At 66.3% G+C, this 24,014-nt stretch carries 22 protein-coding genes; 12 read left to right on the forward strand and 10 right to left on the reverse strand.

What is annotated here, in order from left to right; genetic code table 11:
* Nucleotides 1-28: 28 nt before the first annotated feature.
* Together H9634_RS11360 and H9634_RS11365 are read right to left on the reverse strand one after the other, a co-directional pair.
* Nucleotides 29-1,168: an acyl-CoA dehydrogenase family protein gene (locus H9634_RS11360; RefSeq protein WP_191726764.1), complete on the reverse strand. Its 1,140-nt coding sequence runs from the start codon at nucleotides 1,166-1,168 to the stop codon at nucleotides 29-31.
* Nucleotides 1,169-1,170: 2 nt separating this feature from the next.
* Nucleotides 1,171-2,322, reverse strand: coding sequence for a CaiB/BaiF CoA transferase family protein (locus H9634_RS11365; protein ID WP_191726765.1), 1,152 nt, complete (start codon nucleotides 2,320-2,322; stop codon nucleotides 1,171-1,173).
* A gap of 424 nt (nucleotides 2,323-2,746) precedes the next feature.
* Between H9634_RS11365 and H9634_RS11370 the strand changes: the two genes are divergently transcribed.
* A complete protein-coding gene (locus tag H9634_RS11370) occupies nucleotides 2,747-3,814 on the forward strand; it encodes a glutathione S-transferase family protein (protein WP_191726766.1) in 1,068 nt (355 codons plus the stop codon).
* Between the two features lie 7 nt (nucleotides 3,815-3,821).
* On the opposite strand, the gene H9634_RS11375 is transcribed toward H9634_RS11370, so the two are convergent.
* Genes H9634_RS11375 through paaA form a run of 6 tightly spaced genes read right to left on the reverse strand, consistent with a single transcriptional unit; the run spans nucleotide 3,822 to nucleotide 8,730 of the window.
* Nucleotides 3,822-4,640 carry an enoyl-CoA hydratase/isomerase family protein gene (locus tag H9634_RS11375; protein ID WP_191726767.1) on the reverse strand — a complete coding sequence of 273 codons (819 nt, stop codon included), beginning with the start codon at nucleotides 4,638-4,640 and terminating at the stop codon, nucleotides 3,822-3,824.
* Between the two features lie 26 nt (nucleotides 4,641-4,666).
* Complete coding sequence (gene paaE, locus H9634_RS11380; protein ID WP_191726768.1) at nucleotides 4,667-5,839, reverse strand: 1,2-phenylacetyl-CoA epoxidase subunit PaaE; 1,173 nt, start codon at nucleotides 5,837-5,839, stop codon at nucleotides 4,667-4,669.
* Nucleotides 5,839-6,426 carry a 1,2-phenylacetyl-CoA epoxidase subunit PaaD gene (gene paaD, locus H9634_RS11385; protein ID WP_404801689.1) on the reverse strand — a complete coding sequence of 196 codons (588 nt, stop codon included), beginning with the start codon at nucleotides 6,424-6,426 and terminating at the stop codon, nucleotides 5,839-5,841. Before paaD ends, paaE begins: the two co-directional genes overlap by 1 nt.
* A gap of 15 nt (nucleotides 6,427-6,441) precedes the next feature.
* Complete coding sequence (gene paaC / locus H9634_RS11390; RefSeq protein WP_318245096.1) at nucleotides 6,442-7,371, reverse strand: 1,2-phenylacetyl-CoA epoxidase subunit PaaC; 930 nt, start codon at nucleotides 7,369-7,371, stop codon at nucleotides 6,442-6,444.
* Nucleotides 7,368-7,718, reverse strand: a complete 351-nt coding sequence (paaB, locus tag H9634_RS11395) for a 1,2-phenylacetyl-CoA epoxidase subunit PaaB (RefSeq protein WP_191726769.1) — start codon at nucleotides 7,716-7,718, stop codon at nucleotides 7,368-7,370. Before paaB ends, paaC begins: the two co-directional genes overlap by 4 nt.
* 1 nt (nucleotide 7,719) lies before the next feature.
* Complete coding sequence (gene paaA, locus H9634_RS11400; protein WP_191726770.1) at nucleotides 7,720-8,730, reverse strand: 1,2-phenylacetyl-CoA epoxidase subunit PaaA; 1,011 nt, start codon at nucleotides 8,728-8,730, stop codon at nucleotides 7,720-7,722.
* Nucleotides 8,731-8,925: 195 nt separating this feature from the next.
* On the opposite strand from paaA, the gene paaI reads away from it, so the two are divergent.
* From paaI to H9634_RS11415, 3 genes are all read left to right on the forward strand, one after another.
* Nucleotides 8,926-9,372: a hydroxyphenylacetyl-CoA thioesterase PaaI gene (paaI, locus tag H9634_RS11405; RefSeq protein ID WP_191726771.1), complete on the forward strand. Its 447-nt coding sequence runs from the start codon at nucleotides 8,926-8,928 to the stop codon at nucleotides 9,370-9,372.
* 55 nt (nucleotides 9,373-9,427) lie between these two features.
* Nucleotides 9,428-10,798 carry a phenylacetate--CoA ligase PaaK gene (gene paaK / locus H9634_RS11410; RefSeq protein WP_191726772.1) on the forward strand — a complete coding sequence of 457 codons (1,371 nt, stop codon included), beginning with the start codon at nucleotides 9,428-9,430 and terminating at the stop codon, nucleotides 10,796-10,798.
* A gap of 73 nt (nucleotides 10,799-10,871) precedes the next feature.
* Complete coding sequence (locus tag H9634_RS11415; RefSeq protein WP_102162200.1) at nucleotides 10,872-11,477, forward strand: TetR/AcrR family transcriptional regulator; 606 nt, start codon at nucleotides 10,872-10,874, stop codon at nucleotides 11,475-11,477.
* A gap of 115 nt (nucleotides 11,478-11,592) precedes the next feature.
* Here H9634_RS11415 and H9634_RS11420 read toward each other — a convergent pair whose 3' ends face one another.
* Both H9634_RS11420 and paaZ read right to left on the reverse strand, forming a co-directional pair.
* Complete coding sequence (locus H9634_RS11420; RefSeq protein WP_225210875.1) at nucleotides 11,593-13,413, reverse strand: GmrSD restriction endonuclease domain-containing protein; 1,821 nt, start codon at nucleotides 13,411-13,413, stop codon at nucleotides 11,593-11,595.
* A 322-nt stretch (nucleotides 13,414-13,735) separates the two neighbouring features.
* The gene (paaZ, locus tag H9634_RS11425; protein ID WP_191726774.1) at nucleotides 13,736-15,805 is read right to left on the reverse strand and encodes a phenylacetic acid degradation bifunctional protein PaaZ; all 2,070 of its coding nucleotides are present in this window, start codon (nucleotides 15,803-15,805) and stop codon (nucleotides 13,736-13,738) included.
* 134 nt (nucleotides 15,806-15,939) lie between these two features.
* On the opposite strand from paaZ, the gene H9634_RS11430 reads away from it, so the two are divergent.
* The 8 genes from H9634_RS11430 (at nucleotide 15,940) to H9634_RS14930 (ending at nucleotide 23,969) form a co-directional block, all read left to right on the forward strand.
* Entirely contained in the window at nucleotides 15,940-16,392 is a 453-nt protein-coding gene (locus H9634_RS11430; protein WP_191726775.1) for an Lrp/AsnC family transcriptional regulator, read from the forward strand.
* 81 nt (nucleotides 16,393-16,473) lie between these two features.
* Nucleotides 16,474-17,043 (forward strand): type IV toxin-antitoxin system AbiEi family antitoxin domain-containing protein, encoded by a 570-nt coding sequence (locus tag H9634_RS11435; RefSeq protein WP_191726776.1) that lies wholly within the window; start codon nucleotides 16,474-16,476, stop codon nucleotides 17,041-17,043.
* Entirely contained in the window at nucleotides 17,033-17,998 is a 966-nt protein-coding gene (locus tag H9634_RS11440) for a nucleotidyl transferase AbiEii/AbiGii toxin family protein (protein WP_191726777.1), read from the forward strand. The genes H9634_RS11435 and H9634_RS11440 overlap by 11 nt, the downstream gene beginning before the upstream one ends.
* A gap of 287 nt (nucleotides 17,999-18,285) precedes the next feature.
* Nucleotides 18,286-19,623 carry an MFS transporter gene (locus H9634_RS11445; protein ID WP_191726778.1) on the forward strand — a complete coding sequence of 446 codons (1,338 nt, stop codon included), beginning with the start codon at nucleotides 18,286-18,288 and terminating at the stop codon, nucleotides 19,621-19,623.
* A 191-nt stretch (nucleotides 19,624-19,814) separates the two neighbouring features.
* Nucleotides 19,815-20,090: a hypothetical protein gene (locus H9634_RS11450; protein WP_191726779.1), complete on the forward strand. Its 276-nt coding sequence runs from the start codon at nucleotides 19,815-19,817 to the stop codon at nucleotides 20,088-20,090.
* 173 nt (nucleotides 20,091-20,263) lie between these two features.
* Entirely contained in the window at nucleotides 20,264-21,376 is a 1,113-nt protein-coding gene (pdhA, locus tag H9634_RS11455) for a pyruvate dehydrogenase (acetyl-transferring) E1 component subunit alpha (RefSeq protein WP_191726780.1), read from the forward strand.
* Nucleotides 21,373-22,452 (forward strand): alpha-ketoacid dehydrogenase subunit beta, encoded by a 1,080-nt coding sequence (locus H9634_RS11460; protein ID WP_191726781.1) that lies wholly within the window; start codon nucleotides 21,373-21,375, stop codon nucleotides 22,450-22,452. The genes pdhA and H9634_RS11460 overlap by 4 nt, the downstream gene beginning before the upstream one ends.
* Nucleotides 22,449-23,969 (forward strand): dihydrolipoamide acetyltransferase family protein, encoded by a 1,521-nt coding sequence (locus tag H9634_RS14930; RefSeq protein ID WP_191726782.1) that lies wholly within the window; start codon nucleotides 22,449-22,451, stop codon nucleotides 23,967-23,969. Before H9634_RS11460 ends, H9634_RS14930 begins: the two co-directional genes overlap by 4 nt.
* Nucleotides 23,970-24,014 lie beyond the last annotated feature (45 nt).

The raw sequence follows: 24,014 nt of genomic DNA on the forward strand, positions 1-24,014 counted from the left end.
CGGGTGTTCCTTTCTGTTCCCGGGCTGGCTACGCTGCCAGGGCCCTGGAGATGATGGTGCGCTGGATCTCCGAGGAGCCCTCGTAGATCCGGTAGATGCGCACGTCGCGCGCATAGCGCTCGAGTGGGAAGTCGCGGGTGTAGCCGTAGCCGCCGTGGATCTGCAGCGCCTCATCGGTGATGAAGCCGGCTGCCTCGCTGGCGACGAGCTTCGCGGTGGCGGATTCCAAGGTGAAGTCCTCCCCGGAATCGCGCACCGCTGCGGCCTCCATCGTCAGCAGCCAGGCGGCACGGTGCTTGGCGTGCATGTCGGCGAGCTTGAAGGCGATGCCCTGCAGTCGGTTGATGGGCTTGCCGCCGATCTTCCGCTCGTTGGCCCAGGCGATCGCGGCATCCAGCGCCGCCCGGCTGATGCCCAAGCTCATGGCGGCGACTTCGATGCGGCCGCGATCGAGCACCCGCATCGCGGTGGCGAATCCCTGCCCTTCCTCGCCGAGGAGGGCCTCGGCGGGCAGTTCGGCGTCGATGACGAATTCGTAGATTGGGCTGCCGCGCAGGCCCATCGTCTTCTCCGGCGGGTTGAAGCTGATGGCGTCGCCGAGCTCACCGGGGCGGACGAGGAAGGCGGAGATGCCGCGGTGGGCGGCTTCCGGGTCGGTGATGGCGAAGACGACGATGAAGTCGGCGAAGCCGGCGTTGGTGATGAAGTGCTTGGTGCCCTTGAGCCGCCAGCCGGTTTCGGTGCGGACGGCCCGGGTCGACATCTCCGCCGGGTTCGATCCGGCACCCGGTTCGGTCAGTCCGAAGGCGCCGATGAGCTGGCCGTCGGCTGCTGCCGGGAGGATGTCCTGCCGCTGGGCGTCGGTGCCGCCGAGCAGCACGGCGTCGGTGGCCAGATAGTGGGCGGTGATGATCGAGGCCGTCGATCCGCAGCCTTCGGCCACGGCTGCGACCATGTGGCTCATCGCCACAGACCCCACCCCGGGACCGCCGTACTCGGCGGGCAGGTTGAGTCCGAGCACCCCGACCTCGCCGAGGGTGGCGATGACGTCGTCAGCGACGCGTTCGTTCGCATCCGCCTCGGCGGCCTGCGGGGCGAGCACGTCGCGCGAGACTGCGCGTACGGCGTCGATGAGCTCCTGTTCATCAGCGGTGGGTTCGAGGTTCATCCTCACTCCTCGTCAATCGGGTTCGCGGCGGTCAGGGTGTCGTTGTGCTCGCCGAGCTGTGGGACCGGCAGGTCGCTTGCGGCTCTCGTCCCGTCGACGAGCAGCGGGTGGGCGATCAAGCCGTGCCCGAGGCGGGAGTCGCGGGCGTGCAGATCGCGTTCGACTCCCAGGTCGCTGGTGAGAGCGTCTGCCATGTTCCACACCGGGGAGGCCGGCACGCCGGCAGCGTCGAGCAGTGCGCACATCTGCTCGACCGTGCGCGAGGCGGAGACTCCCTCGATCTCGCTGCGCAGGGCTTCGTCGTTGTCGCTGCGGTCAGCGTCGGTGGCGAATCTTGGGTCGTCTGCGAGTTCGGGTTTGCCCAGTGCCTCGGCGAGTACTGCGAAGAGCCGGTCGTTGGCCACTGCGATGACGAACAGGCCGTCGCTGGCCTGGTAGGTGTCGAATGGGGCGGAGACCGGATGCCGGTTGCCCACCCGGCTCGGGGCGGCACCGGTGGCAGCGTACATAGCGGAGTTCGTCGGCTGCATGGCGAGCATGACGTCGAACATCGGGATGTCGATGTGGGCAGGAGCCCCGGTGCGCTCACGGCGCACGAGCGCTGCGGAGATCCCGAAAGCGGCGAAGACGCCGGCGGAGACATCGGCGATCGATTCGCCGACGCGGGTCGGCGGGCCGTCGGCGAAGCCGGTGGTGGCCATGAGCCCGGAGAGCGCTTGGATCACGGTGTCGTAGGCCGGACGCTTCGTCTGGCTGCCCGTCTGGCCGAACCCGGAGATCGAGGCGTAGACGATATCGGGTTTGATCGCTGCGACGTCGTCGTAGGACAAACCGAGCTTGGCGGCGACGCCGGGCCGGAAGTTCTCAACGACGACGTCACAGGTCGCGATGAACTCGCGCAGCCGCTTAAGGCTTTCGGGGTCTTTGAGGTCGGCTTCGATGCTGTGCTTACCGTGGTTGAGGCCGGAGAAATAGGTGCTCTGCGCGTCGATGAACGGCCCGAGATGCCGGGAGTCATCACCCCGGCCGGGCATTTCGATCTTGAACACCTCGGCACCGTGGTCGGCGAGCATGCGGGTGCAGTACGGGCCTGCCAGCACACGGGAGAAGTCGGCGATCCGAATGCCGTCGAGAAGCGGAGGTGATGCAGTCATAGGCATATGCTCACCGCTGCACACAAAGCCTGGGAAGACATACCCACGGCGAATAGTCCAGCATGTCGGACAGACAGTGGTCGGTGCCACATCTGCTGCTCAAGCCTCACGGACCTTGCCGCAAAACCCTTGAGTTGCGACAGGCCGCCCGGCCCCGGCCATGGCAGTCCACCCGCCGGAAGCAGGCAGCCCGCCGCGGACAGGGCAGCCGACGGGAACAGCGAGGTGCCGCCGCAGACAGAGATGCACCAGGGAAACCCATACCGGAGTAGTGAAACGCATGGGCTTCCCTGGTGCGGCAACCTCACTCCACGAACCACTCTAGCACCTAAGGTTAGGCTTACCTATAGTAACGAAAGGAAAAGTTCGTGACGTCAGTCACCATATGATTTAACTTTCAATTACATAGTGTTAAAGTAGGCATATGTCTGAGAACCCCACCCCCCGCGAGCACGGCGGCACCCAATCCGACGAGAACCCCGAGCACTCGACTCCCGGCGTCTATGTCTCCGAGGGCAAGGCGTTCACCCGGGATATGAACTACATCGACGACCGCATCGTCGCCGACCCGCAGGCAGCTGAGAAGTCCCACGCGGATCAGCAGCTGTGGCCGGTTGAGGCCGGCCGCTATCGGCTGGCGGCCGCCCGGGCCTGCCCGTGGGCCAACCGCACGCTCATCGTCCGGCGGCTGCTCGGCCTCGAGGACGCGCTCTCGCTCGCCTTGGCAGGGCCGACCCATGACGAGCGGTCGTGGACCTTCGACCTTGACCCCGGCGGAGTGGATCCGGTGCTCGGCATCGAACGCCTTCAGCAGGCGTACTTCGCCCGCTACCCGGACTACCCGCGTGGCATCACGGTGCCGGCGATCGTCGAGATCGACAGCGGCCAGGTCGTGACCAATGACTTCAACCAGATGACGCTCGACTTCTCGACCGAGTGGACCGCCTACCACCGCGCAGGTGCCCCCGACCTGTACCCGGAGGCGCAGCGGGAGGAGATGGACGAGCTCATGCGCTGGGTGTTCACCGAGGTCAACAACGGCGTCTACCGGTGCGGGTTCGCCGGTTCCCAGGAGGCCTACGATGAGGCCTTCGAGCGGCTGTTCTCCGCACTCGACACGCTCGAAGCCCGCCTGCAGGACCAGCGGTTCCTCATGGGTGCAGCGATCACCGAGGCAGATGTCCGCCTGTTCACCACGCTCGCCCGCTTCGACGTCGTGTACTACTCGCACTTCAAGTGCAACCGCCAGCAGCTGCGCGACTTCCCGAACCTGTGGGCCTACGCCCGCGACCTGTTCCAGATGCCCGGCTTCGGTGACACGGTCGACTTCCAGCAGATCAAGGACCACTACTACATCGTCCAGACGTCGGTGAACCCGACCGGCATCGTCCCGCTCGGCCCGGATACCTCCGGCTGGCACACCGCCCACGGCCGCGAGTCGCTCAGCGACCGCCCGTGGGGTGAGGGCACCGCCCCCGACCCCACCAGCTGAGTCAGCCTCAGCTGAACTTCGGCTTGCGGCGCTCCTGGAAGGCGGTGAATCCCTCGCGGTAGTCATCGCTGGTCCGGGCGCGCTCCTGCATGAACGCCTCGGTGTCCCACACCTGGGCCAGGCGGGTGCGCTCATCGGCGAGGTTCTGGGTGAAGTACTTCTCCATCCGGAACGTCTCGGCAGGTCCTGCGGCCATCTTCGCGGCCTTCTGGCGGGCGAAGTCGAGCAGCTCACCGGCGGGGACCGCACGTGAGACGACCCCGGTGGCCGCCGCCTCGGTGCCGGTCATGAAGTCGCCGGTGAGGATGAGGTCCATGGTGCGGTGGTAGCCGAGCCGGTCGACGAACACGGCGTGGGCGCCGGAGTCGAGGATCGCGCCGATCGCGGCGAACGGCGATCCGAACTTCGCATCCTCAGCCGCGTAGATGACATCGGCGGCTGCCGCCAGCCCGTAGCCCAGGCCGAGCGCTGCGCCCTGCACGGCGGCGATGACGGGGATCTCCAGGGACCGGATGGTGTCGAAGACCGGCCAGAAGTCGCTGTTGAGGAACTCGTAGGCGTCATCGGTTTCGACGTCGACGCCTGCGATGTCGCGGCCTGAGCAGAACACCGTGCCCTCTCCGCGCAGGATGAGTGCGCGCACCGTGCCCTCGTCGATGAGCGGCAGCAGTGCTTCGACGTGGTCGAGCAGCGCATCGAGGGCGTCAGCGTCGAGCGCATTGCGTGAGGCAGCTCCGTCAAGGACGATCTCGGCGACCGGCCCGGCCCCGGCCGGCGTGTGCGCGGCGTCGTCGGGGCTGTAGTGGGTGGAGGTGATGGTGGTCATGGGGTCCTTTCGGGGAGCCTGGCCTGCTACTGGTCGTAGTCGACTTCGACGCTGTCGCTGGTGGGCACGGACTGGCAGGTGAGCACGTAGCCGGCGTCGAGCTCATCGGGTTCGAGCGCGTAGTTGTCGGCCATGTCGACGGTGCCGGTGATGAGCTTGGCCTTGCATGTGCCGCACACCCCGCCGGCGCACGCGTACGGCACGTCGGGCCGGGTGGTGAGGGCGGTCGAGAGGATCGTGTCGGGGTTGTCCTGCGGGGTGGTGGCCTTGCCGGTGCGGCCGTCGAGGGTGAAGGTCACGGTGCGCACCGGTCCCGAGGTGGTGGTCGCCCGGCGCGGCCTGCGCGGACCTGCGCGGCCTTCGCCCTCCCTGCCGGTGGTGAAGAGCTCGAAGTGGATCCGTGAGCGGTCGACGTCGTGGGCGTCAAGCGTGGTGCGGGCCATCTCGACCAGGGGCAGGGGGCCGCAGAGGAACCATTCGTCGACGGTTTCGGGCGGGATGACGAGTTCGAGCAGCCGCGTGAGCTTGTCCTCGTCGATACGCCCGGAGTACAGCTCGGCGTTGCGGCCCTCGCCGGAGAGGAAGTGGTGGACGTCGAAGCGGCCCATGTGGGCGTCTTTGAGGTCGGCGAGGTCTTCTAGGAACATGACGTCGGTGCTTGTGCGGTTGCCGTAGATGAGCGTGAAGTGCACTCCCGGGTGGGTGCGCAGCACCGAGGCGGCCAGCGACATCACCGGGGTGATGCCGGAGCCGGCGGCGATCGCGACGATCCGGCCGGTGTCGGTCTTCGTCAGCCGGGAGGTGAAGCTGCCCTGCGGGTTCATCACCGCGATCGTGTCGCCGATGGACAGGTCGTTGCGCACGTGGGTGGAGAACAGGCCGTCGGCGACTTCCTTGACGCCGATGCGCAGGGTCTTGCCGTCCGGGGGTGCGCACAGCGAGTAGCTGCGGCGGATCTCGGTGCCATCGATGGTGGTGCGCAGGGCGATGTGCTGGCCGGGGATGTAGGAGAACTCCTCGGAGAGCTCCTCGGGCACCGCGAAGCTGACTTCGACGGCGGTGGCGGTGAGTTCGCGGATCCCGCTGACTTCGAGGTCGTGGAAGCGCAGCCGCTGCCGAGGCGGGGCCGCGGTCTCCGGGGCGGGTGCGGTGGGGTTCTCGGCTGGGCTGGTGGTCTGGGTGTCAGAGGCTGCGGTCATCAGTGCACCTTGAAGTAGTCGAAGGGCTCGAGGCAGTCGCTGCAGCGGTAGAGCGCTTTGCAGGCTGTGGAGCCGAAGCGGGAGAGTTCGGTGGTGTTGAGCGAGTGGCACAGCGGGCATTTGACGGCCATGCTCAGCCCGATCGGGCCGGCGGCGGCTTTTCCGGTCGGCGGGGCGATGCCGTAGGCGTCGAGCTTCGCTTTGCCCTCGTCGCTCATCCAGTCGGTCGTCCAGGCCGGTGAGAAGACGAGTTCGACATCGACCTCGGTGGCACCGGCGGCGCGTGCGGCGCGCTGCACGTCGACTCGGATCGTCTCCATCGCCGGGCAGCCGGAGTAGGTCGGGGTGATGACGACGTGGGCGCGCAGCCCGGCGGTCCCGCCGGTCTCCTTGCCCTCGCCGGTCTCCTTGCCCTCGGCGGTCTCGTCCGCCTCGGCGGCGGCTTCGACCTCAACGGAGCGCAGGATCCCGAGGTCGGCGATCGTGAGCACCGGGATCTCCGGATCGCACACGGAGCGCACGGAGCGCACGATCGCCTCGGCGGTCTCGGCCGGTTCGGTCATCGGGGCGGCGGTCTCGGTGGCCATCACGATCGGTACTCCTCACCAGGTGGCGCCGGGATGCTGGCGGGCGAGCACCTGCATCTCGGCGAGGATGTAGCCCAGGTGCGGTGAGTGCAGGCCGAAGCGTCCCTGCCCGCGCGCCGGCGGGATCTCCGGGACCCTCAGCGTCGCGGTCTGCAGGATCTCAGCCAGCCGGGCGTCGAACTCCTCGCGCAGGCTGGCCGGGCTCACGGCGACACCGGAGTCGATGAGGTCTGCGCACGGGCTGTCGTTGAACAGCTCGTCGACGTAGGGCCACATCATCTCCAGGCCGGCCTGCATGCGGCGGTGGGACTCCTCGGTGCCGTCGCCCAAGCGCACGGTCCACATGCTCGCGTGTTCGACGTGGTAGTCGACTTCCTTGATCGACTTCGCAGCGACCGCGGCGAGGAACTCATCACTGGAGTCGAGCAGGCCGCGGTAGAGCAGCTGCTGGTACAGGCTGGTGAGCAGCACCTTGGCGATCGTCTGCCCGAAGTCGCCGTTGGGCTGTTCGACCAGCGCGCAGGAGCGGAATTCGGCTTCGTCGCGGAAGTACGCGAGCTCGTCCTCGGTCTTGTCCAGGCCGCGGCCGGCGTACTGGAGGAACATGCGCGCGGCCCCGAGCTGGTCGAGGGCGATGTTCGTCAGCGCGATGTCCTCTTCGAGTTCAGGTCCCTTGGCGACGAGCTCCCCGAGGCGCTGGGCGGTGATGAGCGCGTCATCGCCGAGCATGAGGGCGTAGCGGGCGACGTCCTCACTCGGCACGGAGGTGATGGTGGCTGTCAGCGGGACGCCGGCGCCAGGCAGCAGCGGGTCGACTTCGAGTTCGTCGCCGACGGTCGGCATGCCCTGGGCTGCCGGCTGGACAGGCGGTGCCGGCTCGACGGTCTCGTACGCCTCCGGGGCGTGCGCCTCGGCTTCGGGAGTGGGGTTGGTCTCGGTGCTCACAGGTGCGGCACCCCCTCGGCGCGGGTGTAGAAGGTCGGGTGGCGGTAGACCTTGTCGGCAGCCGGTTCGAAGTAGGAGTCCTTCGAGTCCGGTTCCGAGGCGGTGATCTGCTCGCTTGGCACGACCCACAGGGACACGCCTTCGCTGCGGCGGGTGTAGAGGTCGCGCGCGTTGGCCAGGGCCATGCGCGCATCGGCGGCGTGCAGGGAGCCGGCGTGGACGTGGGAGAGCCCGCGGTTGGAGCGGATGAAGACCTCCCACAGCGGCCAGCCGCCGGTCGGCGTGCTGCCTGCCGGCGTGCCGGTGGTGGTGTTCTCCGTGCCCGAGGCGGTCGTCGGGTTGGTCATGTCAGCTGGCCTCCTGGTAGGCGTCGGCAGTGCGACGGGACTGCTTGGCGGCGTACGCGCTGGCCGCTTCGCGCACCCATGCGCCGTTGTCGTGGGCGGCTTTGCGGTTGGCGATGCGCAGGTGGTTGCACGGTCCGCGGCCCTTGAGGACCTCCTTGAACTCCGTCCAGTCGATTTCGCCGAAGTCGTAGTGGCCGCGATCTTCGTTCCACTTCAGGTCCGGATCCGGCAGGGTGAGGCCGAGGACCTCGGACTGCGGGACGGTCATGTCGACGAAGCGCTGGCGTAGCTCGTCGTTGGAGAAGCGCTTGATCTTCCAGGCCATCGACTGTGCTGAGTTCGGCGAGTCGGCATCCGGTGGGCCGAACATCATGAGCGAGGGCCACCACCAGCGGTCGACGGCGTCCTGGGCCATCGCCTTCTGCGCCTCGGTGCCGTGGGAAAGTTCGTAGAGGATCTCGAAGCCCTGCCGCTGGTGGAAGGACTCCTCCTTGCAGATGCGCACCATCGCCCGGGCGTAGGGGCCGTACGAGGCGCGGCACAGCGGCACCTGGTTGCAGATCGCGGCACCGTCGACGAGCCAGCCGATCGCGCCCATGTCCGCCCAGGTGGGGGTGGGGTAGTTGAAGATCGAGGAGTACCGGGCGGTGCCTTCGATGAGCTGCTCGGTCATGGTGTCGCGGTCGATGCCGAGGGTCTCAGCGGCCGAGTAGAGGTAGAGGCCGTGGCCGGCTTCGTCCTGGACCTTGGCCATGAGGATCGACTTGCGCTTGAGGCTGGGCGCGCGGGTGATCCAGTTGCCCTCCGGCTGCATGCCGATGATCTCGGAGTGGGCGTGCTGGCCGATCTGCCGGATGAGGGTCTTGCGGTAGGCCTCGGGCATCCAGTCGCGCGGCTCGATCCGGCCTTCGGCGGCGATCCGGGCGTCGAATTCGGCCTGTGCCTCGGTGGTGTCGGGCTGGCCGTGCTGGGTGGGTACGGCAGCGGGTGCCGGGCGGTCTGCGGTGTGCATCGTTGCTCCTCTGCAGATCAGAATTACTGACCATTTGTTCAGATAATAGTAACCGGTGTGACGTGGGCCTCGCAACAGGAAAATCTGTGCGCATTCCGAGATGTTCGGCCCGTGTGGTTGACAGCACAGTCCTCGAGGGTGGACATTTAATGACCAAATGGTCGTTTAATCGCCGCGTGCTCAAGGAGGAGCCCCATGACCGACACCCAGCCCGCCCCTCACCTCATCGGCGGCCACGAGCACACCGGCCCCGAGGCGATGTACGCCAACGATCTGGCTTCCCGCCACCTCGGGATCACCCTCGACGACCACGGCGACGGGTACGCGACCTGTTCGATGACGGTGACCGAGACGATGGTCAACGGCCACGGCATCACCCACGGCGGCTACGTATTCCTCTTCGCCGACACGACCTTCGCGATGGCCTGCAACGAAATCGGCTCGGTGACCGTCGCCTCGGGCGGGGACATCACCTTCCTGCGCCCGAGCCGCACCGGTGACACGCTCACCGCCCACGGCAAGCGCGTGGCCGCCACCGGACGTTCGGGCATCTACGACGTCGAGGTGTTCCGCGGCGACGAGCTCATCGCCGTCTACCGCGGCCGCTCCCGCACCCTGCCGGCACCGCCGGCCGCCCGCTGACCCACTCCCCAACCAACCCGCTCCCCTGCCGCTGAGACGAAGGAGTCCTCACCTCATGGCCGACACCACCGCCCCCTCCACGACCACCGCCTCGGGAACGGGTGCCCAGCGGCACCTCGGGCAGGCGCCGGACCCGCAGACCCTCGACCCCGAGGAGCGGATGAGCCTCGATGAGCTGCGCGCCCTGCAGCTCGAACGGCTCAAGGCCAGTGTCCGCCACGCCTATGAGAACGTGGAGCACTATCGGCGCTCGTTCGCCGAGGCCGATGTGCATCCCGATGACATTCAGAGTCTGGAGGACCTGCAGAAGCTGCCTTTCACCCGCAAGTCCGATCTGCGCGACAACTACCCCTTCGGGATGTTCGCCGTGCCCCGCGACCAGGTCGCCCGCATCCACGCATCCTCGGGCACCACCGGCAAGCCGACCGTCGTCGGCTACACCAACGACGACATCAACCGCTGGTCGGCACTCATCGGCCGGTCGCTGCGGGCCGCCGGCGCCCGGCCGGGCCAGATGCTGCACAATGCCTACGGCTACGGCCTGTTCACCGGCGGGCTCGGCGTGCACACCGGCGCGGAGCGCTCCGGCTACACCGTCGTGCCGATCTCCGGCGGGCAGACCCCGCGCCAGGTGCAGCTCATCCAGGACTTCCAGCCGGAGATCATCACCTCCACCCCGACCTACCTGCTCACCATCGCCGATGAGTTCGCCCGGCAGGGCATCGACCCGGCCGAATCCTCGCTGCGCACCGCAGTGTGCGGCGCGGAGCCGTGGACGGATGGGATGCGCCGGGAGATCGAGCGGACCTTCGGCCTCGACGCTGTCGACATCTACGGCCTCTCCGAGGTGATGGGCCCAGGTGTGGCGATGGAGTGCGCGGAGACGAAGGACGGCCCGACGATCTGGGAGGATCACTTCTACCCCGAGATCGTCGACCCGTTCACCGGCGAGGTGCTGCCTGATGGCACAGAAGGCGAGCTCGTCTTCACCTCGCTGACCAAGCAGGCCACCCCGATCATCCGCTACCGCACCCACGATCTGGCCAGCCTGCTGCCGGGCACCGCGCGGCCGGCATTCCGGCGGATGTCGCGGATCACCGGACGCTCCGATGACCTCATCATCATCCGCGGCGTCAACCTCTACCCGGCACAGGTCGAAGAGGTCATCTTCGACTTCGAGCAGCTCAGCCCGCACTTCCAGCTCGTCCTCACCCGCCCAGGGCGCATGGATGAGCTCACCATCGAGGTCGAGGCGCGTCCGGACCTGCCGACGAGCACCTGGCAGGCACTCGAGCGTCAGCTCGCCGCACGGATCAAGGAGACGGTCGGGGTGTCCTCGACGGTCATCATCGTCCATCCCGATACGCTGCAGCGTTCGGTCGGCAAGCTCAAGCGCATCATCGACCGTCGCGAGGACATCCGATAGGCAGATGCGGTCGCGGCGGACGAGGTGTGTTCGCTGCGGCCGCGCGGCTCCGCTTTCGTCCTAGGATGGTGGGATGACTGTGCAGACGGGGGCACCGCGACGGCGCGGCCGGCCCGGATACGACCGCGAAACGCTCATCGAGCGCTCCATCGAGATCTTCAACGAGCGCGGTTATCACGGCACGTCGATGGACGCACTCGCCCGCGAGCTCGGGATCACGAAGTCGGCGATCTACCATCATGTCGGCTCGAAGGAAGACCTCCTGGAGCAGGCCATCGCCCAGGGCCTCAATCAGCTCTTCGCCGTCATCGACTCCCAGGACGCTCGCACCGAGATCTCGGCTGAAGAACGGCTGCGGGCGGTCATCCGCGGCAGCGTCGAAGTGCTCATCACCTACCGCGACTCCGTCGCCCTGCTGCTGCGGGTGCGCGGCACCTCGGCGGCAGAGCGGCGGGCGCTGGAGAAGCGCCGTGAGATCGATGAGCGCACCCGCGCACTCGTCGAGGCAGCGATCGCCGAAGGGTCCCTGCGCAGCGACATCGATCCCGGACTCATCACCCGCCTGCTCTTCGGCATGGTCAACTCGCTGACCGAGTGGTACCGGCCGCGCCCCGACCGCGACGCCGAAACCGTTGCCGACGCGGTGGCGACGATCGCATTCGAGGGGCTGCGGGCCTGAGCGCACGCTCCGATGTCAGCGAACGGATTAGAGACCGCCCTGCGCGCAAAAGCATCCAGAACCCCCGGAAGCAACGTCAGACCTGGCGAACAGACCTAGAGAATTCGTAACGAACTCATTGACTCAGCGTCCAAACCGACTCGACAGCCAAACAGGCCAATTCATGAGTGCGTTGCTCAATCTCAGACTTGTCGATCACGGAGCGATTTTCGTCATCAATCCACGCCAAAAGCGTGTCGTCTTTCGGCGCACTGTGGGTTCGAAGCATATTCTTTTTATCCGAACAATTCGCGTTCCCTAAATAGTTATTTGCCTGCTCGGAAAGAAGTACTAGATTACCGATTGAATACTCAGCCGAGCTCGGGCCGTCAGCCGCAAGACTCTGCGGACGAATATGTTCAATAGTCCACCGCGACTGCTCGGCTCCCGCAGGGAGCTCTTTTTTGAATTGGGCGATACGACATAGCACATAACGTATGAGGGCCGGGCGCGAGGAGTTCTTTTGTGCTTGCGTCAGGCGTGGTTCCGAAGGCCCATAGAATAGGCGCTTAAATCCCTGTTCAACACGCGCCGTCGTTGGCAAGCCATTACGAAGTTTCTCGATTAGATCCGCGACGGCAACAGACACCTCTTGCCGCGATTCAGCTTCCTCTAGCTTCACCGAAAAGACGTTGTATCTAGACCTAGTCCCTCCGGTGGAACCACCCGAAGCCAAAGCCGTATATTGGAAATGAAAATTTTCGATTGCACGCAATGCCTTCAGGAGTTGGCGCTTTGGCAATAAGCTACCTGCGTCATACTTGCGCACAAGCGCCAAAACGGCAGAGTTCGCCACCGTGACGTTGAACAGGGCTAGAGCCCGAATGCTGTCTTGCACTTCTGGCATTGTCAGCGCCGGAGCAGGTCCACGAGGAGCCGGCTTTTGCCGCCGAGGGAATTCAAACGAGGAATCATGCAGGTGTCGATATGTTTTCGCGTCAAGTTCTAACTCTTCCAAGTATGCCAAGTGCGCAGCAGAATCTGCTCCGAGCTTTTCTTTCAGCCGCTTGTAGAGCTCCGGCTCCTTAACTGCTGTGTACCTGGAATTCCAAGATTGCCAAATAAAGCGATCCATCATCGGCTGATTGTCATCCTCCGAAAGCACCCGACTCTCGAGTAACTTCCATCTATTCGAAACAGCCTGCTGATCGCTAGAACTTGATGCGGCACCGCGAGTCAACATATTTTTAATTAGATCCGCCAGCTGCAACTCCTTCCCCCGAGTGTTCAGGGTTTCAAAAACAAGGAACGCATCTTCTTCCGAATCGAGCTCAACCTGAATTATGCGTGCCTGCAGAATATTGTTCCGGATATTCCGCAGCCGGACATTACGCTCTTGCAGAGTTCCGCCCTCCACAGATTTGCGCACTTCTTGCTCAAAATACGACCGCGCTTGACCAATCCTGCGGGCGCTATGATCCCAGACATTTCCCGATGGAATCGAATTTGGTCTCTGAATTACCTCCCAAAACATGTTCTCTGGGCGCTTCAGAATCGGATACTCTTGCGCGTCATCATCTCTGGCAATCAAGTATCCTTGAACATTCTGTTCTAGCTCTCGTAGTTGCTTCACCTCTTCTGCCAATTCATTATCTTCGTCATGCTCATCAGCCAGGATACGCGCCATATCCCGCACGACAGACAGCGCGATCGCGGACGTCGTTATCCGCTGCTGTCCGTCAATTAAAGAATACGTATTATTGAAAAGATCACGCTTCTCACTGATCCAAGTGACTGTCGTTCCGAAAAAGAAGTTGCCTGCGGCGAGGACTACGTCGTTCCAATAGTCCTCGAGCTCAGCTCTTCCCCAACTGTACGATCGTTGGAAAGCCGGAACATCATACAGACATTCACGAAAACAACTCTGTATTGTCTTGCTTGCTGATTCAATTCGCATAGTTTCCCCCAGGAGGTTGACAGCACTCTGTACCTCGCCAGCGTACGCCAGCATTCCGCGGATATCTAGTCATCCAACACGACCATGGTGTCGCATTCGTATAATGCCTATGCTGAGCTTACCTCTGCGCGGTAGACCAGCAGTCCTCGCAGGTAAGCAAAATACCTAGCCTCACTTTGCCTCGGATTACCCTATGCTCGTCTGACGTCTTTTTTATTAGTTTTGGCAGACCGCAACCGTATATTTCGCTATGACATCGTGCTCGCTGTTTGACTGTCAGTGCAGCGACCGCTCTTCTTACGTAGCGGGGCCATCCCAGTACTCAGCTCTTGCTCTTCCCGGCTTCCTTCTCGACCAGGGTGAGCACGTCGTAGGTGGCGACGATGTCGTCGTCCTGATTCGTCACCAGCGCATCCCAGCGGACTTCGCCGTACTCATCGGTCTCCCGCGGGGTGATCTGCTTGGCCGTCAGCGTCACAGTCAGCTCATCTCCCGGTGAGACCGGGGTGATGAAGCGCAGGTTCTCCAGGCCGTAGTTCGCCAGCACCGGGCCGGGCTCGGGCTTGACGAACAGGCCGGCGGCGAACGAGACGACGAGGTAGCCGTGGGCCACACGCCCGGGGAAGAACGGGTTGGCGGCTGCGGCCTCCTCATCAGTGTGGGCGTAGAAGGTGTCGCCGGTGAATTCGGCGAAGTGCTCGACGTCTTCGAGTGTCACCTCGCGCGGGCCGCCGACGATCGTGTCGCCGATGCGCAGCTCGCTTAAGTCCTTGCCGAAGGGGTGACCGCCCTCAGTCCGGCGGGCCGCTTCGGGCGTCCAGGTGCCGGTGATCGCGGTGAGCATATCGGGTGAGGCCTGGATGGCGGTGCGCTGCATGTAGTGCAGCACCGAGCGGATGCCGCCGAGCTCCTCTCCCCCGCCGGCGCGGCCGGGCCCGCCGTGCACCAGGGTGGGCAGCGGTGAGCCGTGGCCGGTCGACTCCTTTGCGTCGTCGCGGTCGAGCACGAGGATCCGGCCGTGCCAGGGCGCGGTGCCGAGGACGACCTCGCGGACGACCTCGGGGTCGTGGCTGACGACCGAACCGACGAGCGAGCCGCGGCCGCGGGCGGCGATCTCAACGGCCTCGGAAAGCGAGCGGTAGGGCACGAGCGTGGCGACCGGGCCGAAGGCCTCGACGTCGTGAACAGCGTCGACGTCAGCGGCGGCTTTGAGCAGGGTGGGGGGCACGAATGCGCGCGAACCTGACCCCTCGCCCGAGGTGCGGGTCGCCTCGCCGCCGCACACCACCTCGGCGCCGGCGGCCGTCAGGGTGCTGATCGCCTCGCGCACATCGTCAGCCTGGTCAGCGGAGACGAGCGGGCCCATGCGGGTGGCCTCGTCGTGCGGGCTGCCGACGGTGACGCCGGCGAGCTTGCCGGACACCGCCTCGGCGACGGCGTCGAGGTGTTCGGCGGGCACGAGCGCACGGCGGATGGCGGTGCATTTCTGGCCGGCCTTGGCGGTCATCTCGGTGACAAGCTGGCGGACGTAGAGGTCGAACTCCTCGCTGCCGGGCCCGGCGTCAGGGCCGAGGAGGGAGAAGTTGAGCGAGTCGGCTTCGGCGAAGAAGCGGGTGCCGCGCTCGGTCACGCAGGTATGCGAGGCAAGCGTCCGGGCGGTGGTCGCCGAACCGGTGAAGGCGATGGTGTCCTGCTCGCCGAGGTGGTCGAAGAGGTCGCCGGTCGACCCGCAGATGAGCTGCAGCGCGCCTTCGGGCAGCAGGCCGGAGTCGATGATGTCGGTGACGACGGCGTGGGTGAGCTGGGCGCCGTTGGTGGCCGGCTTGACGATGACCGGCTGGCCGGCGGCGAACATCGGCCCGAACTTCTCCAGCATCCCCCAGACGGGGAAGTTGAAGGCGTTGATCTGCACGGACACTCCCGGACGGGCGGTGCAGATGTGCTGGCCGGCGAACGTCTGCCGCTTCGACAGGCGCTCGACGCCGCCGTCGAGGTAGACGGTCGAGTTCGGCATATGCCGGCGGGCGACCGAGGAGTAGGAGAACAGCGTCGAGATGCCGCCGTCGATGTCGATGAGGCCATCGCGGGCGGTCGCGCCGGTGGTCAGTGAGATGGCGTGGTAGCGGTCGCGGCGCTCGTTGAGGTAGGTGGCCAGGGCCTTGAGGATGACGCCGCGCTGGTGGAAGGTCAGCGCGCGCACGGCCGGTCCGCCGGTGTCGCGGGCGTGGGCGACGACGGCGGCGAAGTCGATGCCCGCAGAGGACACACCGGCCAGTTCGGTGCCGGTGGCCGGGTCGCAGATCGTGCGCACGGAGGGCTGGGCCGTGCCCGAGGTGTCGGCGGCGGGGGCAGTCCATGTCCCGCAGGCGTAGGAGGTGAGGATTTCGGTCATGGCGGCTCCTGAGATCGACGTCGTCGTCGCGCCCGCCGCTGGGTGCGCGGGCAGCGCTTTTCATACTAACCGTTCGGTCAGTTATTGTCATGGGTACTAAGCTGTTGGCCAATCCGGACGGGAGGACTCTGCACATGGCGCGTGACATCGATGACGTCGACCGCCGGATCATCGCGGCCCTCGTCGCCGACTCCCGCTCTTCGATCCGGCAGCTGGCCGAGCGCGTGCACATCTCCCGCTCCGCCGCCCACTCCCGGCTCAACGCGCTCATCGCCTCGGGCGCGATCCGCCGCTTCACCGCCGACATCGACAAAGCCGCCCTCGGCATGACGGTCTCGGCTGTCGTCGTCGTCAAGATCGGCGAACGGCCCTGGCTCGATGTCCGCGACGACCTCGCCGCCCTGCCCTTCGTCGAGAAGGTCCAGGCCGTCAGCGGCGACATCGACGCCCTGCTGACCGTCAACGCGCCGTCGAACACCGAGCTGTCCCAGGTGATCCTGCGCCAGGTCCATGAGATCCCCGGCATCGTCTCGACCCGCTCGCTGCTCGTGCTCGACGAGGTCGACGGCCACCGCCCCGGCAGCTGAGCCTCGCTTCCATCACAGGCAAGCTGCCAGTCCACGCGAGGCGGGGTATCAAAAGTGTTTCACTTCCGTTATACTTTTGCCATGGCATCTAAGAGCCTGGCCCGCGACGATCTGTGGGAGATCGCAGTTGACCAACACGGATTCGTGACCGCTCAGCAGGCAGCCGAGCACGGCGTAAGCAAACATGCCCTGCAGATGCTGGTTCACCGAGGCACCCTCGACCGCGTCGCCTTCGGCGTGTACAGGTTCCCTCGTTTCCCTGTGGGGGAATTCGATCCGTACATGCTCGCCGTACTCTGGACGCGCGCCCCAGAAGCCGCCCTCTCACACGAGACCGCGCTCAGCGCATATGGCATCAGCGATGTCAACCCGAGTCGCATTCACGTCACCGTAGGACGACATCGACGCATTCGACGCGCGGGCGGCGAAGGATACGCAGTCCATTACGAGGATCTGGTTCCCCAGCAGCTGACCTGGTGGCAGGAGATACCCACGGTGACCCCTGCGACTGCCGTCGAACAGTGCATCGATTCAGGTACCCCGACATATCTGGTGCGCCAGGCGATTGATCGAGGACACGCCCGCGGCTATCTGACGAAGGATGAACACACTGCTCTGACCGCAAAGCTGGAGAGCCGACATGAGCGATGACCACATCCGCTCACCGCTCTCTCAAAGCCTCTCCAACCTCAAGCCCAAAGCGAAGCAACCCGCATCCACACGAGTCCTCAATACGTGGATCGCTCAGGCGGAAGGGAAAATGGGCGCCGAGGCAGGCGGAGGCAGACTTAGCTGGCTGGTCGCCTCGTCAATCGCAATTGCAGCGGTACAGCGAGCGGTCGATGCAAGCGGACAGCGCCTGTTCCTCCTCAAAGGAGGAACGCTCTTGCAGCACCGCCTCTCAGCTGCTGCGCGTGCTACACGCGACGTGGACGGGATCGTGCGTGGAGACATGGACGAGTTCCTGACGTCACTCGATAGCGCCTTGAAACATCCCTGGGGCCCGGTGACGATGCGCCGCGAGGAAGTCGAAGTGATCGAAACGCCGACGAAGCTCATCAAACCCCGCAGGTTCGATCTCGTTCTGGAGATTCGGGGCGTCGCGTGGCGACGAGTTCGTTTCGAGATATCTCCCGACGAAGCGGGCATCGGCGCGGAATCCGAAAGCGTAGCCCCTCCTTCTCTGGCCGGTTTCGGCCTACCTGACCCCGACGCCCTGGTCGGCATCGCACTGCGATACCAGGTCGCGCAGAAACTCCACGCGGTTTCAGACCCACACGAACCGCCGGACTATCTGAACGATCGAGCGCGTGACGTCGTCGACCTGCTCCTGATCCGCGACCTCATTGCGGATTCCCGATATCCCGCTCTTGCCGACGTGCGAGACGCATCCCTCGCCGTGTTCTTCGCCCGCGAAGCGGAGGCCCGCGAACTCTCTCTCCCCACCCGACAATGGCCGCCGACCGTCATCGCGCTGCCTCACTGGACAGGCGACTACGCCAGAGCCGCAGAGTCCGGAGGCTTATCGCTCTCCCTCGATGACGCCGTTGCGGAGGTCAACGCATGGATTACCGAAATCGATCGAAGTCACCGCCCCGGCAGCTGAGCAGCCGCCTCACCTGCGAACTCTCACGGCACCCCGCCTGACAGGGCGTTCCACCACATTCCGGACAACCGTCCGGAATGTGGTCTATTTCACGTCCAGGGCTACCGCATCCCGCTGCGTGCGCTTAGGCTTCAAACATTACTGACCGAATGGTCGGCCATCGACCGTTCGATCAACGCCCCTGGCGGCACCACCCGCCACCGACGATCCTGTCCGTCCTGCTGCGCACACCGCTGTGCCGCCTCGACCCCACCGGCCCACCGCACCTCACCTTTGGAGCAAGCCTCATGACCGCCACCTCGGCCGCAACGTCGCGGCCCACCGCCACCACCCGCGAGGAGCGCAAAGTCCTCGTCGGCACCCTCGTCGGCACGACCATCGAGTGGTACGACTTCTTCATCTACGCCCAGGCCGCCGGCCTCATCCTCGCCGCCCAGTACTTCGCACCGCTCGGCTCGGACAACCCGGCACTCGCCCAGATCATCTCGTGGGCCTCCCTCGGCGTCGCCTTCCTCTTCCGCCCGCTCGGCGCCGTCGTCGCCGGCCACCTGGGAGACAAGCTCGGCCGCAAGACGATGCTCGTCTTCACCCTCATCATGATGGGTGCGGCCACCTCGCTCATCGGCCTGCTGCCCACTTACGCACAGATCGGCATCGCCGCCCCGATCCTGCTCATCCTGCTGCGCATCCTGCAGGGCTTCTCCGCCGGCGGAGAATGGGGCGGAGCCGCCCTGCTCGCCGTCGAGCACGCACCGCTGTCCAAGCGCGGCATCTTCGGCGCCTACCCGCAGATCGGCGTGCCGGTCGGCATGATCCTGGCCACCGGCGTCATGTTCACCATCTCCAGCGTGCTCACCCCTGAGCAGTTCGCCGCCTTCGGCTGGCGCATCCCGTTCCTGCTCTCGATCGCGCTCGTGTTCGTCGGCTACTTCATCCGCCGCTCGTGTGAGGAGTCGCCGGTCTTCGCCGAACTCGCCGAGCGCCGCGCCGAGGCCAGCGCCCCGCTCGCCAGCCTCATGAAGACCAACGCCAAGGAGGTCATCCTCTCCGCGCTCGTCTTCATCTCCAACAACGCCGCCGGCTACCTCGTCATCGCCTTCTTCGCCGCCTACGCCTCCAAACCCCTCGACCAGGGCGGCACGATCGGCCTCGAGCGCCCGCCGGTGCTGCTGGCGACGACGATCGCCTCCTTCGGCTGGCTCATCTTCACCCTTGCCGGCGGTTCGATCTCGGACAGGATCGGTCGCGTGCGCAGCTTCCAGATCGGCTACGCACTCATCTTCCTCACGATCATCCCGACGTTCATGCTCGTCGACACCGGCAACGTGTGGCTCTACGCGGTCGGCCTGTTCATCCTCACCATCGGCCTGGGCCTGTCCTACGGCCCGATGTCGGCGATGTACGCCGAGATGTTCCCGGCCAAGATCCGCTACTCCGGCGTGTCGATCGGCTACGCGCTCGGCGCGATCCTCGGCGGTGCCTTCGCTCCGATGATCGCCGAGTTCCTGCTGGTGGAGTTCAAGACCTCACTCGCGATCGCCGTGTACATCATGGTGCTCACCGTCATCAGCTTCGCCGCCGTCTCCGTCATCCGCGAGACCCGCGGCAACCGACTCGACGTCTGAGTCACCGCTGGCGAACCGCCAGCCGGCACACCGTTCCCGAGGCGGTGGGCACCGTCCGAACGGAAAGGCGCCCACCGCCTCGGGCGTGGTGGGAGGCGCCATCACAGGCCGGTCCCAGGTCGGAGTGCTGAGATGGGTGCATGTCCCGCACCTCCCCCTCCCCGCACAGCAAGCCTGCCAGGCAGCAGCCCGTGATCACCGGATCCGCTCGCGCGGCGCTGCGGATCCTCACCGTGTGCGTCGGCACGCTCGCCCTCGGGCTCGTCCTGCTCATCGCCTCCTATGGGATCTCAGCGATCGACTACGCGATCCAGGACAGCACCGGCGAACCGGGCCCGGCACCGGCGATCGTCGGCATGGCAGCCGAGGCCGGGCACATCGTCCTCATCACCGGATCGCTCGCCACGATCGCCGCATGCGCTGCATTTCTCGGTGAGCTCAAGCGCACATCGGGACCTGCCCGCTGACCAGCGCGAAGTCAGGCACCCGGGCGCGGACCGCCTCGGGCACGGTGGACGAACGTCCCCGCAGCCGTGAGCTCGCACACGCGATCGTCCGATATTGCACAGACGCGCGGCCACCCGTCTGGCAGTGGCCCGATCTGCTGGTGCGGTGACCGCGATCACAGGACGATGGTTGCATGACTATCGACATTCCACGCTCTGCCGACGCCGCCAGGGAGGTGCCGTCGCTGCACCCGATCAGCTTCATCGACGAAGCCGGCCAGGTCACCGACGCCCAAGCACCCGACGGTCTGCGCATGCCCTCGGCTGACATGCTGCTCAAGCTCTACCGCCGGATGGTCATCGCCCGGCGCTTCGAAGCCCAGGTCACCGCGCTCACCCGCCAGGGACGTCTGGCGACCTACCCGTCGGCGGCCGGCCAGGAGGCCTGCGAGATCGGCGCGGTGTCTGCGCTGACGGACACCGACTGGCTGTTCCCGACCTACCGCGACTCCGCCGCCCTGCTCACCCGCGGGATCCCGGTGCCGGAGATCCTCGCGGCTTTCCGCGGCGACTGGCACTGCGGCTTCGACCCGCACGACCACTGCACCGCACCGGCGGCCACCCCGCTGGCCACCCAGGGCCTGCACGCAGCCGGCTTCGGCATGGCCGCCAAGCTGCGCGGCGAGGACACCGCGACGCTGACGTTCATGGGCGACGGCGCCACCAGCGAGGGCGATGCGCACGAGGCATTCAACTTCGCTGCCGTGTGGCAGACCCCGACGGTGTTCTTCATCCAGAACAACCAGTACGCGATCTCGGTGCCGCTGCGCGAGCAGACGAACGCGACCCTGCTGGCGGACAAGGCGATCGGCTACGGGATGCCCGGCTACTGCGTCGACGGCAACGACGTCGCCGCCGTCTACGCCGTCGTCACCGCCGCGATCGACCGAGCCCGCGCCGGTGACGGCCCAACCCTGATCGAGGGCCTGACCTACCGGATCGAGGCACACACCAACTCCGATGACCCGACCCGCTACCGCGAGGGCGCCGAGGTCGACATCTGGAAGCGCCGCGACCCGATCGCGCGCCTGGAGTCCTACCTGCGCCAGACAGGTGCGCTCGATGACGGCTCGGTCGAGGCGATCGCCGCCGATGCCGAGGAGTTCGCCGCCGAGGTCCGCGACGCGATGAACACCGAAGCCGAGCGCAACCCGCTCGAGATCTTCGACCACGTCTACGCCCACGCCCGCCCGGCCCTGGCCGAGCAGCGCGCCCTGCTGGCCGCCGAGCTGGAAGAGGTGTCATGACCGCCCAGATGACCTCCGGCACCCAGGCCGGTGCTGGCACCCAGGCGAGCGCCGGCACTCAGGCTAACACCGCCTCGGGCGAGGCGACCGCGGCAGCCGCGCGCGCGGTGTCGATGACGACCGCGCTCAACACCGCGCTGCGCGATGCGCTGGCAGCCGATGACTCCGTCGTCGTCTACGGCGAGGACGTCGGCCGGCTCGGCGGTGTCTTCCGCGTCACCGACGGGCTGCGCGAGAAGTTCGGCGCTGAGCGCGTGTGGGACTCCCCGCTGGCCGAATCCGGGATCATCGGCACCGCTGTCGGCATGGCGATGGCCGGGATGCGCCCGGTCGTCGAGATGCAGTTCGATGCCTTCTCCTACCCGGCGTTCGAGCAGATCGTGTCGCATGTGGCGAAGATGCGCAATCGCACCCGAGGACAGGTCGAGCTGCCGATCGTCATCCGCATCCCGTGTGCTGGCGACATCGGCGGTGTCGAACACCATTCGGACTCCTCGGAGGCCTATTGGTGCGCCACCCCAGGGCTGACGGTCGTCACCCCGTCGAACCCGGCTGATGCGTATTCGATGCTGCGTGAGGCGATCGCAAGCCCGGACCCGATCATCTTCATGGAGCCGAAGTCCCGCTACTGGTCGAAGGACACGCTGACCCTGCCGGTGCAGACCGCGTCGATGTATGAGGCGCAGGTCGTGCGTGAGGGCAGCGATGTCACGCTGCTGTCCTACGGCCCGACCGTGCGCACCGCGCTCGCAACCGCTGAGGCCGGTGCCGAGGAGGGCGTATCGATCGAGGTCATCGACCTGCGCAGCCTCTCCCCCTTCGACGACGCCACCGTCGCCGCGTCGGTTGCGAAGACCTCACGCGCTGCTGTGCTGCATGAGGCCGCGCAGTTCTGCGGTTACGGCGCCGAGGTGGCAGCCCGGGTGACCGAACGCTGCTTCACCTCGCTGGCCGCCCCGGTGCTGCGCATCACCGGCTTCGACGTGCCGTTCCCGGCCCCGAAGCTCGAGGAGTTCTACCTGCCGACACCCGACCGCATCCTCGATGCCCTGGACAAGTGGGAGTGGGAGCTGTGACCGCCACACACACGAGCACCGGCCAGGACTTCATCCTCCCGGACCTGGGCGAGGGTCTGACCGAGGCCGAGGTGGTGAGCTGGAAGGTCGAAGTCGGTGACACCGTCGCGATCGACGAGATCGTCGCCGAGGTCGAATCCGCCAAGAGCGTCGTCGACCTGCCCTGCCCCTATGCCGGTGTCGTCACCGCCCTGCACTTCGCCGAGGGCGACACCGTCCACGCCGGCCAGGCGATCCTGACGATCGGCGGCGAACACGGCAGCGCTGGAGGTAGCGCCGCCGGCAGCGCTGGAGGCGGCGCCGCGGATGACGGTGCTGCTGACGCTGCGGGGCCAGCCGGCGGCGAGGACGTCGTGCCTGGCACGGCACTACGCTCCACCGACGGCGATGACACACCTCCCGGTCCCGGTGAGGAGAGCGAAGGCTCCGGTGCTGTGCTCATCGGCTACGGCACCAAGGAGGTCTCCGGCGCCACACGCTCCGGCCGCCGCAGCTTCGGCAGGAAGACCGGTCAGCAGGCCGCCCAGCCGCAGCCAGCAGCCCAAGCCCCGGCCGCGCCGGAAGCCGCACCTGCCCCGGCCGCCCCGGATGCCGCACCTGCCTCGGCTGAGGCGACCGGCGCCTCGGGCGCGGGGAAGTTCTCCCGCGTCGTCTCACCGCTGGTGCGCAAGATGGCCGCCGACAACGGCTTCGTCGCCAAAGAGCTCACCGGCTCCGGACCCGGCGGCATGGTCATGCGCCGCGACGTCATGGACGAGATCGCCCGCCGCTCCGAAACCGGCACACAGGCAGGCGACGCCGCGGCACCAGCTGCCACCGCCTCGGGCGCGGACACGGTCATCCCGCTGACCGGGCTGCGCAAGGTCGTCGCCGAACGGCTGTCCCGCTCGCGGCAGGAGGTCCCAGAGGCCACGATCTGGCTCGACGTCGACGCCACCGAGCTGCTGGCTGCCAAGAAGCAGCTCGAAGCCAAGCGCGGTGAGAAGTTCTCGGTCATGTCGCTCGTCGCCCGGTTCGTCACCGCCGGGCTGCAGAAGTGGCCGATCCTCAATTCGTCTGTCGATGAGGCCGCCGGAGAGATCCGCGTGCACGCAGACGTCAACCTCGGGTTGGCCGCCGACACCCCGCGTGGGCTTATGGTCCCGGTCGTCCACGGTGCCGGCGGGATGACACTGCGGCAGCTGCGCGATGCGATCGGGGACAAGGTCGACAGGGCCTCAACCGGGCGCTTCGCCCCCTCCGAGCTGAGCGGCGGAACGTTCACGCTGAACAACTACGGCGTGTTCGGCGTCGACGGATCGGCACCGATCATCAATCTGCCCGAAGTCGCGATGCTCGGCCTGGGCCGCATCAAGGAGCGGCCGTGGGTGGTCGACGGCGAGCTGACGGTGCGCAAGGTGATGTACCTGTCGTTCGTGTTCGACCACCGGGTGTGCGATGGCCGCGAGCCGAGCGAGTTCATCACGTTCATCGCCGACTGCATCGAGAATCCCATCAGCTTCCTCGCTGATATCTGAGCTCGACCGGCCGCCAGCTCACCGGCGAGGCGATGGCCGCTGGTC

It is taken from the genome of Brevibacterium gallinarum (genome assembly GCF_014836885.1).
GTDB lineage: Bacteria > Actinomycetota > Actinomycetes > Actinomycetales > Brevibacteriaceae > Brevibacterium > Brevibacterium gallinarum.